Consider the following 12,523-nt stretch of genomic DNA (forward strand, 5'->3'; position numbering starts at 1 on the left):
AGATATAACTATGAGTACATCTGGCACACACCGCAACTTGCTAAAAACGTCCTTTATCGGCATCGTCACCTTAATTGCCGGGTCGTTCACCATGGGGCAAGCCGTTGCAGAGTCACAGTCACAACTACAACTCACCGATAAATGGGACAAAACCTTTGCCCAAAGTAACAAGGTTGATCACAAAAAAGTCACATTCAAGAACCGTTATGGCATCACTTTAGCTGCTGATCTGTACCAGCCGAAAAATGCCAGTGGCAAGCTGGCGGCACTTGCCGTCGGTGGTCCGTTTGGCGCGGTGAAGGAGCAGTCATCCGGCCTGTATGCGCAGACCATGGCTGAACGTGGATTCGTTACGCTGGCTTTTGATCCATCCTACACTGGCGAAAGCGGTGGTGAGCCGCGCAATGTTGCCTCGCCGGATATCAACACCGAAGACTTCAGTGCGGCTGTGGATTTTCTCGGTCTGCAACCGAATGTTGACCGTGAGCGGATCGGTATCATCGGCATTTGTGGCTGGGGTGGAATGGCCTTGAACGCCACTGCCGTGGACAAACGCATCAAGGCTGTGGTGACCAGCACTATGTATGATATGACGCGTGTCATGTCCAAAGGTTACAACGACAGCGTTACGCTGGAACAGCGCACACAAGCGTTGGAACAACTGAGCCAGCAGCGTTGGAAGGATGCGGAAAAGGGCACTCCGGCCTACCAACCTCCCTATAACGAATTGAAGGGTGGTGAAGCGCAGTTCCTGGTGGACTATCACGATTACTATCGGACGCCGCGTGGGTATCATCCGCGAGCAGTCAACTCAGGCAACTCCTGGACAATGACTACACCGCTGTCGTTCATGAACATGCCGATCCTGACTTATATTAAGGAAATATCACCGCGTCCGATCCTGTTCGTCCATGGTGAAAAAGCACACTCACGCTATTTCAGTGAAACCGCGTATGCTGCTGCGGCACAACCGAAGGAGCTTATGATTATTCCGGGAGCTAACCACACAGATCTGTATGATCGCATGGACGTGATCCCATTTGACAAGCTGACGTCGTTTTTCCGCACCAACCTGAAGTAGTATGAAGTAACGTACAGACCATGCCACATGTCACGACAGGCGGTAACGACCGATTCCTTTGTTACCTGTGGCATTTTAATTCCGACTCAATATAGTCAGAAGGTATATAGATGTTTTATATGTCTCTCTGACTATCCCTGCATTTTATATATTCCGGTCATGGCCTTTCTGCAATAAATAATTTGGTGAATGGAAATTAAACCATACGGTGGTTCGTCAAGCTTTGTTTATGGGCACAGATCACAAATATTATAATTCTCATTTCAGGAATGAATAATTCGCTGATTAAGAATTAATAAAATCAAGAATTAAGCGTAAAAAATAGTAACTGCAATAAAAACCATACACAATAAAGGAAAAAGCATGAATAACTTTACTTTTTATAATCCAACAATGATTGATTTTGGCAAAGATAAAGAAAACATGATTGGTCAGCATCTTGCTAATCATCAGATTAAAAAAGTGCTGATTACCTATGGTAGTGATCGAATAATCCACAGTGGCTTATTTGATAAAGTAATTGCCTCTCTCAAAGAATTTGATATTGCATTTGTGCCATTCGGTGGAATAATCAGTAACCCGATATTATCAACAGTACATCATGGTATCGATACTGCCAAAGGAAATAAGGTCGATGCTATATTGAGTGTTGGCGGTGGATCTGTTTTAGATAGCTCAAAGGCGATCGCTGCCGGTGCAATGTATCAAGGTGATGTGTGGGATTTCTTTAGTGGCAAAGAACAGATCAAAGCCGCCCTGCCTGTGTTTAGCATCATGACGCTTGCCGCAACCGGAAGTGAAATGAATAATGGTGCAGTGATTACAAACGAAAAAACCAAGCAAAAATGGGCTATTTCTTCTAAATACACATTTCCGAAAGTCTCTATAGTAAACCCGGAGCTGATGAACAGTGTCAGCAAAGATTATTTAGTCTATTCTGCTTCAGATATTATTGCACATGTGATCGAAATTTATTTCACGGCGAAACTCCAACCCGGCATACAATCAAGCATTGTCGAATCAATCATTAATACAGTTATTTCAACAACAGAACTATTACTTGCTGACCCTGATAATTATGCGGCAAGAGCTGAATTTGCATGGGCTTCAACCCTCGCATTAAATGGACTCACCAAAGCTGGTGCGATGGGATATCAATATCCGAACCACATGATTGAACATTCGTTATCTGCATTATTTAATGTGCCACATGGCGCGGGTTTATCCATTGTTATGCCTGCATGGATGAAATGGTATTACAAAAACAATACCAAACAGTTTGAAAGATTTGCAAGAGAAGTCTTTGGTAAGTCAACGGCGCTTGAAGGTATTGAAGCATTTGAAGGTTGGCTGAATAAAATCGGAACACCAACACGCCTCTCTCAGTTAAATATTCCGACGGATGATCTATCAGAGCTTATCGATAACATTCTCGATAATGCAAGATATTTTGGCGCTGCAGATACATATACCAAAGATGTTGTCATTTCAATTCTTGAAAATGCATCAGAGTAATGATTATTTCTTTTTAATAAAGGGGATGAAAATTATTACTGAAATAAAGGATATAAAATGAATAATTTTAGTTATAAAAACACAACAAAAATACATTTCGGTAAAGGTGAAATTTCAAAAATTAAAGAAGAGATCCCAGCCAATGCCAGAGTGTTGATCACTTATGGCGGTGGTAGTATTAAAAAAAATGGCATTTTTGATCAGGTCATTGATGCTTTAACCGGGATCACTTTTTTCGAATTTGGCGGGATCGAACCAAACCCGCATTTTGAAACGTTGGTAAAAGCAGTTGAATTCGCCAGAAAAGAAAAAATTACATACATTCTTGCTGTCGGTGGTGGTTCGGTTATTGATGGGTCAAAATTTATTGCTGCGGGTACATTATATCGCAATGAGTTATGGGAGATCATTGAAACAAATGGCGCCCATATCAAAGAGGCGATTCCGTTAGGCTGTGTGTTAACGCTTGCTGCTACAGGTTCAGAAATGAACAAAGGCGCATCTATAACAAGGGCAGAAACCAAAGATAAATTATTTTTTGGTTCAACACATGTTTTTCCTAAATTTTCAGTCTTAGATCCAACCACCACTTATTCATTACCGGCTCGTCAGGTGGGTAATGGTGTTGTTGATACGTTTGTGCACGTCGTTGAGCAATATATGACTTATCCCGTAAATGCGAAAGTACAAGACCGATTCGCGGAAGGATTATTAATGACATTATTGGAGGAAGGCAAAAAAGCATTAATAACCCCTGAAGACTATGATGTGCGAGCAAACCTGATGTGGGCTGCAACCATGGCGTTAAATGGTACGTTAGCAACAGGGGTGCCGACAGATTGGGCTTCTCACATGATTGGGCTTGAATTAACAGGGCTTTATGGTCTCGACCACGCACAAACACTGGCCGTTTTATTACCTGCTGTCTGGCTTTATAAGAAAGAACAGAAGAAAGAAAAATTATTGCAATATGCAGATCGGGTTTTGAATATAAAACAAGGCGATGATGAGGAAAAAATACTTGCTGTGATTGCGCATACAAGCCAATTTTTTACGGATATGGGGGTTCCTACCCGACTACAAGATTATGGTCTGGACGAAACAATCATTCAGCCGATTATAGAAAAACTGGAACAACATAAATTCGTTAAATTAGGTGAATATAAAGACATCACGCCAGATGATGTAAGAAGTATCCTTAAACTTGCATTGTAAAAACATATGGCCAGCCCTGATTTATTTGGGCTGGCCATGTTGATTATTTTATTCCCACCATTTTGAAAATGTCTGATTTTTATTATCAGATTCAACCTTTTCACCTATCATCGGTGTTAGCAAACGATAATTTTTATTTAAACTGGCTTTGCTTATTCTATTTAATGGGTCATTCCATGTATGATTAGCGAGCTTGAATTTACTATTATGTGAAGGTAAAAGCGCGTTTGCTTTTAAATCTACAGCCGCTTGAGCTGTTTCTTCCGGTGACATATGGATCAGGCGCCAATCAGGATCATATTGTCCACACTCTAAAATCGCAGTGTCAAATCCACCAAATTTATTGCCTATCTCTTTGAAATGAGGGCCATACCCGCTATCTCCACCCAAATAAATACGCTGATTCGGAGTGATTAAGGCGAATGACCCCCACAATGTTTTATTTCTGGTAAATAGGCGCCCTGAAAAATGACGGGCAGGTAAGATATGGATCTGAACATTGTTTTTTTTATCCTGAATCACATCATTCCAATCGCCCTCTTGAACGATATCTTTTTTAAATCCCCATTGTGTGAAATATTGACCAACACCCAATGGCGTAATTACTTTGCAAATTTTATCTTTTAATGCCACGATTGATGAATAGTCCAGATGATCCCAGTGGTCATGACTGATGAGTAAATAATCAATCTGTGGAATATCATCGGCTGTATAAATATTACTACCTTTAAATGCGATATTCGTAAAAGGAACAGGAGATGCATTTTCACTAAATACAGGGTCAATTAAAAATTTGATTCCATCAACTTGCAGATAATAACTTGAATGACCCATCCAGACTATTGCGTTTTCTTTCGGATCAAGCTTGTGTAAATCTGTTTTGATTGTAGGAATTGCATTTGTTGGTTTTGAATCTTGAGGGCTGTTGATTAAGAAATCGATCACCTCAGAAACCTGACTCTTTTCAATTGTTCTTGTTAATACAGGGGTTGGCAATTGATTGTAAAATGTACCGTGTTCATAAATGGAAACGTGATTTTTAGGGAAAACAGTAATCGATTTTGCTTCATTAAATTGTGGTTGTTGCATATAAAAATAGATAAATATTGCGAGCAACACAACAACACTCATCAAAATGGATGACATTTTATAAATTAATTTACTGTTAAATAAAAACTCAAAAGGAACAATTCGTTCTTTTGCCATTAAATAATTCCTTTATGTTAGGTACACGACTTGTAGCGTCTCTCAAGCCATGCATTCTATGCTTGATGAAGTTGAATTTAAAAGCAGAGCTAATATTATAAGGAATTTATTGATGGGTATAATTCCGTTTTTTGGAATTGATAATCAAAAAATTTGGAGTAAAGAGCCGGTACGCCAAAGGAATATAGGCAGAGCAGGTTTTAAAATCCATCCCATAAATATCTGTCATTTATGGGATGGTACACACGATGTTATTTATTCACAATGATAAGAGTCAATTGAGTTGATATCACCGCTGCCTTTATATTTTGCTATCGCAGGGTAAGAACAGACAGGTTGAGTTTTCCCCGGAAATGCTTTTCCTTTTGCAGCGATAAAGTCAGGTGCTTGTTGATTTTCAACCCAATTCTGAATCGCGGTGAGCGGATCCAGATCATCTAAGCCAACACCACCACCGCAATGTGCCATTCCTGGCACCATGAACAAACGATTCCAGGATTTCATTGCTGATTGATCGCCATGAGAAGTATTGGCTTCTGTTGCCTGATACCAATCGCGAATGTCATGAGCAGAAAACACTGGGTCAGAGACACCTTGGATAATCATCAATTTCCCACCACGAGTGGCAAATGTCGTCATCATCGTGGACGCCGCATCATTCAGAGCACCTGTTTCTAAAACGCTTTGAACATCATTATCGAAGTCGAATTTATTTAAATCAGCATCAGGTCGAGAAGGTGTCATGAAATAATATTTCATGGATTCAGCACCTAAAGTTGCATTAAGTGAATCTGGTTTATTGGGATCTTGAGAAAAGCCCAATTTCCAGATCCGCCAGCCGGGAGTATTGATTCCGGCATCATAAGGCCAGCTGCTGTATATTTTATTTCCTTTACTATCTTTAGCTCCGTCAAAAATGGCTTTCACTGCGGTAACCTTTTGTGCTGATAAGCAGTTTTTGCTGTTTTTGACGTTACATTGCAATACCTTTGGATCAAATGAACATTGCATATAGTTGTTAATAATGCCGTCTTTTAATCCATCCAAGGCATCACATTTTTCCAGTACGGAATCGCTGATAAGTTTTAAATCTGCATCACTCAATGCATTGGCAAGTATTTTCCTACCCTGCGCATTTTTCGGCGCAATACGAGATAGCTGTTGTGTATCCCAAATTTCGCCTAAACCTGCTTTACTCAGACGAAATCCGGGGTTTCCTGCAACCACGCCATCAAACTCGGTCGGATAACGTTGAGAAGCGATCATTGCCTCACGTCCACCATTTGAGCAACCCATAAAATACGAATATTTAAGCGGATCTTTATAATAAGATCGGGTGACAGATTTAGCTGCTTGAGTCACTTTGCCAATCGCGGCATAGGCGTAGTCGAGACGGGCTTTTTGATCAAGACCAAACGTAGCATCAACGCTGTCATGACCACCATTCATGGATGTCACCGCATAACCACGAGCTAATGCGGGGGCCGCGGTAGAACCTAAGAATGGCGCTGTTCCGATGGCATTAGCGAGGAAACCATCGGTGCCACCACCACCCTGAAAGATAAATCTGTTTTGCCAGCTTTCAGGAAGCCGTACCTCAAAGCGGATCGAATAGTTTTTACCATCAGAACCAACTCTCTTGTCGATTTCACCCCGGACAAGACAATGAGCAGGTAATTCATGATTGGCTTCACTTGCTCCCGTAAACATTCTGAATGGATCTTGCTGAGAAAGACCGGCGTTAACATAACGGGTTTCTGTAATTGAGCCATTGTCGATCGTGAGGTTTTTTAACTGAGAACAAGCTTCAATTTTATCCGCAAACGCATAAGGCGAGCTGGCAAGTGAAACCAGGGTAATGAGACATAATTGACCTCGTTGCTTTATTACTTTCCTTGGTTGTTGTTTCATTTTTTGTCCTTTTGTTATTATTACCAACAGTATCATCCAGATAAGTGCCATTCTCATGAAAAAAGTAGCAAGCAATTAACACAATTCTATTTATTACTTGCCTGATTCTACAAATTGAGAGGAATTTACTCATGATTTGTGATGGTCTACATATAATCTAACAATAATCGCTATTGTACTAAGCTCTGGTGGCCTGATGCGTATCAAATTCATGGAAAAACGAAAGGTATCAATAAGTAAAAACTATTTTTTAATTATTCTAATATTAATCGGTGGCTATTGGATGAAAAATTCATTTGCATCAGATGTTCAAGGAAAAGTTAATTCTGTGACAAGAGATGAGCATGGCGTAAGAATAAAAATTGAAATCGGTGACGAGATCATATTGGCTAATATTGATGATAACCCCACCTCACGTGATTTTATCAAATTATTACCATTAACACTGAAGCTTGATGATTTTAATCATGCTGAAAAAATCAGTGGTGCGTTACCAAACTCGTTATCGGTCTCGGGGGCACCAACATCATATGCGGGTGAAATTTCAGATATCGCTTACTACGCGCCTTGGGGAAATGTTGCAATATTTTATCAACCGGGCCCCAATGCCAGAGGGCTTGTCAAAATGGGGCGCATCATTTCTGGCACTGATTTACTTACGAAACATAGTTCGCTTAATGTAAAAATATCATGTGAGCAATCATGTCAATGGTAATGGAGTAAATACCTTCATGACAGTGCTGACCACTGGATCATCTGTTGTGGTTTGATATTGAGTGCTTCATTCTTCTGTAGTGCCTGTTGAATAAAATCAGCACATGCCCTCACTCTGGGTGCAATTAATGAGCGATGTGGATATTGCACCATCATCTGAAAATCACCGGGATCATGTTGTTCAAACAAAACGAGTTTGAGATCGCCTTTCTGAAGATGTGACCATGCTAGATATACTGCTGTTTCAGCAATTCCGAGTCCTTCGAGCGCAGCATTAACTAATGTGCCTGGGTCAGATAATGTCAAAATAGAACCCGTGGGTTCGTGTAAATAAACACTTCCTTCAGGAAAGGTAAACCGCCAAGGAAGAACTCGATTTCCCAAGAATCGGCGGGAAATCAATCGATGTTTGTTTAATTCTGTCGGATGTTGAGGAATACCATATTGAGCAAGATAAGCAGGGGATGCGACTAAACAGCGTTTCAGTTCGCCTAAATACCGCGAAATCATAGAGGAATCGTGAATATTTCCCGCTCGGATCACCAAATCATACCCTTCCTGCACAAAATCAATGATGTGATCATCAAAATCAATTTCAACTCTTAATTCCGGATGGGTCTCTAACAACGCTGGAATGATGGGCATCAACAATTTTCGGCCAATTACATTGGAAACCGACATGCGAACAAGCCCTGTTGGGCGGGTGTCTTGTGTGTTCACGCTTTCGATTGCATTGTCGAGTGATGACAGCGCTGGGGCTACATTCGCTAAAAAATTTTCACCCTCTGCCGTGAGACTCAGACTTCGGGTTGTACGATTAAATAGCCTAACACCCAAGTTTTGTTCTAATGCTGCAACATTTTTGCTGATTGCGGCAGGGGTAATATTCAGTATTTTTGCCGCAGCAGTGAAGCTGCCTGTATTTGCTGATTTTACAAAAGCAATAATCCCTGTGATATGACTGCTGGTATCCATCGGTTAGGTCTTATTTTCAACTTTAAGTTATATAACTTTAAACGATTAGACCTCTAATTCCCAATAATCTATTCGATTACACTAATTCTTCAAAAGCAATCTGTTTGACTACTGCATCTCAAAATATACGGAGTGAATGTCATGACTAATCCAGCGTATTTCATTTTTGATGTCAAAGTCCATGACTATGATGCCATTAAACCCTATGTGGAAAAAGTGGCCGAAACCTACAAAGCCTTTGGTGGAAAACCCATCGTTCAGGGTTCAAGTGCCGAATGCTTAGAAGGTTCATCCCCTGAGGGGCGGATGTTTATTTTGCAATTTGAAAGTATCGAGAAAGCACAAGCTTGGTATGCATCGCCGGAGTATCAGGCAATTATTGGTTATCGCCTAGCAGCCTCCGACGCGAATGCCTATTTAGTGGAAGGTATTGCGGGTTAGTTTTTATTATTTTGAATTTTAAAGAGAATTGATTATGAAAACGTTAGTCATTGTGTCACATCCATATCCGGAACAATCTCACGCAATTAAAGCACTGGAACAGGCTGTGAAAACAGTACCTGATGTGGAGATTCGCAATTTAGAGTCCTTATATGGACAGGACTTAAATAGCTTTGATATTCAGGCTGAACAAGCCGCACACAATACTGCCGACCGCGTCATTTATATGTTCCCAGTGCATTGGTTTAATTTAACTCCGATGTTGAAAGCCTACATGAACAGTGTCTGGACTTATGGCTGGGCATTCGGGCCAGAAGGCACGGCATTAAAAGATAAACAATTTCAGGTTGTTGCCACAGCGGGCGCAACAGAGTTTACCTATTCACCGGAAGGCGTTATTGAATGCACGATGGATGAAGTATTAAGCCCGCTAAAAGCCAGTGCGAAATATGTCGGAATGAATTATCTGAAGCCAATCGCATTTTTTGAGGCTATGGGTGCTGATGAATCTAAAACAGAATTATTCCAAGAAACGCTAATTGCGGCTTTATCAAAATAACGACATCACTGGCTGATAGTTTTTCAGCCAGTTTATCTCTTGGCTACAGGAGTCATAAACCATGTCTCGGTCCCTCTCTGCGAAATTGTTAAATCTTATCAACAAAAAGCATGACTATTTGATCGGCGTGTTTTTGGTTTTTTTTGCTAATGGTGCTGCTGCCACACCTGAAGGATATATCACGATGAAACACATTATTTTTCAGCTTAACGGTGAGATGGTTGAAATTACTTTAGATGAAAATGAAGCAACCCGTGATTTGCTGACTCTTCTTCCACATCAGCTTGAGTGGGATGACTATGGCCAAGTCGAAAAAATCAGCTATTTGCCCAGAAAAATTAGCACGCAGGGAATGCCAGATGGTTATACCCCAGAGAAAGGTGATTTTGCCTATTACGCGCCTTGGGGAAATATCGTCATTTTCTGTAAACCATTTTCTTATTCTCCGGGACTAAAAAAGCTCGGGCATGTCAGCCATGGTTTTGAAGCAGCCTGCCAGAAAGGCAAATATACCGTTTCGATGAGTAGTCGTTAATTCTGACTGCTAAAAATTTGAGGTGAAATTAGCATGCAATATAAGAATCTAGGTCGTACTGGTCTTAAAGTCAGTGAATTGACCTTGGGCACGATGAATTTCGGTAATGTTACCGATGAAACAACTTCTTACCAAATCATGGACGCAGCCACCGATAATGGTATCAATTTCATTGATACCGCTGATGTGTATGGTTTGCCGCAATCACCAGATATTCAGCAAGGCAATGGATTATCAGAAGAGATCATTGGCCGTTGGTTGGCTCAAAGTGGCAAACGCGATCAGATCGTTTTAGCCACAAAGGTTTATCAACCAATGGGGCTAGGCCCCAATGATCGCCGTCTCTCTGCTTATCATATTCGTAAAGCCTGTGAGGATAGTCTGCGCCGCCTGAAGACGGATCGTATTGATGTTTATTTCATGCATCACATCGACAGACTGACGCCTTGGGAAGAGATCTGGCAGGCGATGGAACTGCTGGTGCAACAGGGGAAAATCTTGTACGTCGGTAGTAGCAACTTTGCTGGCTGGGATATAGCAACAGCACAGGAAATGGCTAAGTCACGTCATTTTATGGGGCTGGTTGCGGAACAAAGTATTTATAACCTGAATACCAGAACTATCGAATTAGAAGTGATCCCATCTTGCCGTTATCACGGTTTGGGTTTGATCCCTTGGAGTCCGTTAGGCGGTGGCTTATTAGGTGGTGTATTGAAGAAAGCATCTGAAGGGCGTCGTGCATCCCCCGGGATGATGAAGCAAATTCAACAACATGCATCTCAGCTTCAAGCCTATGAATCATTATGTGAGCAATTAAACGAAGATCCTGCGGATGTTGCTTTGGCGTGGTTACTCCATCAGTCGGTGGTGACATCATCTTTAATTGGCCCGAGAACGGTCGAGCAAATGCAGAAAATGTTTCGGTCTGTTGAGATCAAATTAGCACCGGAAACACTCAAACAATTAGATGAAATTTGGCCTGGTCCCGGTGGTGAAGCACCACAGGCTTATGCATGGTAATAATCGACTATGCTTTTAAATAAAAAGGAACATTCATGAAACCAAAATTCATCGCCTATCTGTTAGGAGCCATACTGATGACTGGAAATATGACAACCGTGAATGCAGCGGAAAATCAGGCAACAAAATACACGCCTGATTTATCAAATGGCGCAGATAACTTTTATAAAAGTGATTTGGTTAAACTGCAAAAGGTAACATTTTTAAACCAGTACAAGATGAAGGTGACGGGGAATTTATTTACACCTAAGGATCTAAAAGCGGGTGAAAAAAGAGCTGCGATCATTGTGGGTCACCCAATGGGTGCAGTGAAAGAACAAAGCTCCAATTTATATGCGCAAAAAATGGCTGAACAAGGATTTATCACGCTGGCAATTGATCTCTCTTTCTGGGGTGAAAGTGCAGGTGAACCGCGTAATGCCGTTTCTCCCGATATTTATGCGGAGGACTTCAGTGCCGCTGTAGATTTCTTAGGGACACGTGATTTTGTTAAACAAAACAATATTGGTGTGCTTGGTATTTGTGCCAGTGGCAGTTTTGTCATCAGTGCGGCAAAGCTTGATCCACGCATGAAAGCGGTAGCTACAGTCAGTATGGTCGACATGGGTGCTGCCACACGATTTGCGCAATCTGTTGAACAGAAGAAAGCGGTATTAGCAAAGGCTGCTGAACAACGTTATGTTGAATTCACTGGCGGAAAAACAGAATACACGGGTGGCACGCCTCATGAAATTACCGAACAAACAGACCCGATGTCACGTGAGTTCTATGATTTTTACCGCACATCCCGAGGGGAATTCACGCCTGCTGGTTCATCCCCTGAGTTAACGACGCATCCAACTTTAACCAGTAATGTTAAATTCATGAATTTCTATCCGTTTGCGGATATCGATATGATCTCTCCTCGGCCAATGTTGTTTATTGCCGGAGATAAAGCGATGTCTAAGGTGTTTACTGAGGATGCTTACCAACACGCAGCAGAGCCGAAAGAACTCTACTGGGTTCATGGTGCTGGGCATGTTGATTTATATGACAGAGTGAATTTGATCCCATTTAAAAAATTGACTGAATTTTTTAAGAAAAATCTGGAGTAATCACTCTAGTTTTGAACAAAAAGGATTTCATGTGAGATCCTTTTTTGTTTGTGAATTTTGGTGTTAGCTTGCGATGCCACCACGATTTCCATCTGATTCGTTATAGTGGTTATTCCCGAAATAGGAATAAAGTTTTCCAGAAAAAAGACTAGTGTGAAACAAATACGCCATTATCATAGGTAATGTAAATTCATCGTAATTTTCTTATGAAGCTAATTCTAGCTGTATTTTTCATGTGTGAATGTATTACCCCTTGG

Annotated in this window: 12 protein-coding genes; 9 read left to right on the forward strand and 3 right to left on the reverse strand. The window is 41.1% G+C overall.

Annotation, left to right across the window (positions count from 1 at the left end; all coding sequences use genetic code 11):
* The first annotated feature begins 10 nt into the window (after positions 1-10).
* The 3 genes from H027_RS0116105 (at position 11) to H027_RS0116115 (ending at position 3,811) form a co-directional block, all read left to right on the forward strand.
* Positions 11-1,081 carry an alpha/beta hydrolase gene (locus H027_RS0116105; RefSeq protein ID WP_024873460.1) on the forward strand — a complete coding sequence of 357 codons (1,071 nt, stop codon included), beginning with the start codon at positions 11-13 and terminating at the stop codon, positions 1,079-1,081.
* Positions 1,082-1,444: 363 nt separating this feature from the next.
* Positions 1,445-2,596, forward strand: coding sequence for an iron-containing alcohol dehydrogenase (locus tag H027_RS0116110; protein WP_024873461.1), 1,152 nt, complete (start codon positions 1,445-1,447; stop codon positions 2,594-2,596).
* 57 nt (positions 2,597-2,653) lie between these two features.
* Positions 2,654-3,811: an iron-containing alcohol dehydrogenase gene (locus tag H027_RS0116115; protein ID WP_024873462.1), complete on the forward strand. Its 1,158-nt coding sequence runs from the start codon at positions 2,654-2,656 to the stop codon at positions 3,809-3,811.
* Between the two features lie 48 nt (positions 3,812-3,859).
* On the opposite strand, the gene H027_RS0116120 is transcribed toward H027_RS0116115, so the two are convergent.
* The gene (locus tag H027_RS0116120) at positions 3,860-5,017 is read right to left on the reverse strand and encodes an MBL fold metallo-hydrolase (RefSeq protein ID WP_081741577.1); all 1,158 of its coding nucleotides are present in this window, start codon (positions 5,015-5,017) and stop codon (positions 3,860-3,862) included.
* A gap of 255 nt (positions 5,018-5,272) precedes the next feature.
* On the reverse strand, positions 5,273-6,928 hold the full coding sequence (locus H027_RS0116130) for a tannase/feruloyl esterase family alpha/beta hydrolase (RefSeq protein WP_051449054.1): 1,656 nt from the start codon (positions 6,926-6,928) through the stop codon (positions 5,273-5,275).
* Between the two features lie 196 nt (positions 6,929-7,124).
* Between H027_RS0116130 and H027_RS18110 the strand changes: the two genes are divergently transcribed.
* Positions 7,125-7,643: a cyclophilin-like fold protein gene (locus tag H027_RS18110; RefSeq protein WP_202593503.1), complete on the forward strand. Its 519-nt coding sequence runs from the start codon at positions 7,125-7,127 to the stop codon at positions 7,641-7,643.
* A gap of 14 nt (positions 7,644-7,657) precedes the next feature.
* Here the strand turns inward: H027_RS18110 and H027_RS0116140 are convergent, their stop codons facing one another.
* Complete coding sequence (locus H027_RS0116140) at positions 7,658-8,617, reverse strand: LysR family transcriptional regulator (protein ID WP_024873466.1); 960 nt, start codon at positions 8,615-8,617, stop codon at positions 7,658-7,660.
* 141 nt (positions 8,618-8,758) lie between these two features.
* On the opposite strand from H027_RS0116140, the gene H027_RS0116145 reads away from it, so the two are divergent.
* The 5 genes from H027_RS0116145 to H027_RS0116165 all read left to right on the forward strand — a co-directional run bounded on the left by H027_RS0116145 (position 8,759) and on the right by H027_RS0116165 (position 12,266).
* Positions 8,759-9,058 (forward strand): DUF1330 domain-containing protein, encoded by a 300-nt coding sequence (locus tag H027_RS0116145; protein ID WP_024873467.1) that lies wholly within the window; start codon positions 8,759-8,761, stop codon positions 9,056-9,058.
* Between the two features lie 34 nt (positions 9,059-9,092).
* On the forward strand, positions 9,093-9,617 hold the full coding sequence (locus H027_RS0116150) for an NAD(P)H-dependent oxidoreductase (RefSeq protein WP_024873468.1): 525 nt from the start codon (positions 9,093-9,095) through the stop codon (positions 9,615-9,617).
* A 127-nt stretch (positions 9,618-9,744) separates the two neighbouring features.
* On the forward strand, positions 9,745-10,152 hold the full coding sequence (locus H027_RS0116155; RefSeq protein WP_237657994.1) for a cyclophilin-like fold protein: 408 nt from the start codon (positions 9,745-9,747) through the stop codon (positions 10,150-10,152).
* A gap of 33 nt (positions 10,153-10,185) precedes the next feature.
* Positions 10,186-11,172, forward strand: coding sequence for an aldo/keto reductase (locus H027_RS0116160; protein WP_024873470.1), 987 nt, complete (start codon positions 10,186-10,188; stop codon positions 11,170-11,172).
* 35 nt (positions 11,173-11,207) lie between these two features.
* On the forward strand, positions 11,208-12,266 hold the full coding sequence (locus tag H027_RS0116165; protein WP_024873471.1) for an alpha/beta hydrolase: 1,059 nt from the start codon (positions 11,208-11,210) through the stop codon (positions 12,264-12,266).
* Positions 12,267-12,523: the final 257 nt, after the last annotated feature.

Origin of the sequence: Tolumonas lignilytica, assembly GCF_000527035.1 — a bacterium.
Lineage (GTDB): Bacteria > Pseudomonadota > Gammaproteobacteria > Enterobacterales > Aeromonadaceae > Tolumonas > Tolumonas lignilytica.

Bases quoted from the DNA above. Each gene is read 5' to 3' on its own strand.
- H027_RS0116105 (WP_024873460.1), top strand. From the start codon at position 11: ATGAGTACATCTGGCACACACCGCAACTTGCTAAAAACGTCCTTTATC.
- H027_RS0116110 (WP_024873461.1), top strand. From the start codon at position 1,445: ATGAATAACTTTACTTTTTATAATCCAACAATGATTGATTTTGGCAAA.
- H027_RS0116115 (WP_024873462.1), top strand. From the start codon at position 2,654: ATGAATAATTTTAGTTATAAAAACACAACAAAAATACATTTCGGTAAA.
- H027_RS0116120 (WP_081741577.1), bottom strand. From the start codon at position 5,017: ATGGCAAAAGAACGAATTGTTCCTTTTGAGTTTTTATTTAACAGTAAA.
- H027_RS0116130 (WP_051449054.1), bottom strand. From the start codon at position 6,928: ATGAAACAACAACCAAGGAAAGTAATAAAGCAACGAGGTCAATTATGT.
- H027_RS18110 (WP_202593503.1), top strand. From the start codon at position 7,125: ATGCGTATCAAATTCATGGAAAAACGAAAGGTATCAATAAGTAAAAAC.
- H027_RS0116140 (WP_024873466.1), bottom strand. From the start codon at position 8,617: ATGGATACCAGCAGTCATATCACAGGGATTATTGCTTTTGTAAAATCA.
- H027_RS0116145 (WP_024873467.1), top strand. From the start codon at position 8,759: ATGACTAATCCAGCGTATTTCATTTTTGATGTCAAAGTCCATGACTAT.
- H027_RS0116150 (WP_024873468.1), top strand. From the start codon at position 9,093: ATGAAAACGTTAGTCATTGTGTCACATCCATATCCGGAACAATCTCAC.
- H027_RS0116160 (WP_024873470.1), top strand. From the start codon at position 10,186: ATGCAATATAAGAATCTAGGTCGTACTGGTCTTAAAGTCAGTGAATTG.
- H027_RS0116165 (WP_024873471.1), top strand. From the start codon at position 11,208: ATGAAACCAAAATTCATCGCCTATCTGTTAGGAGCCATACTGATGACT.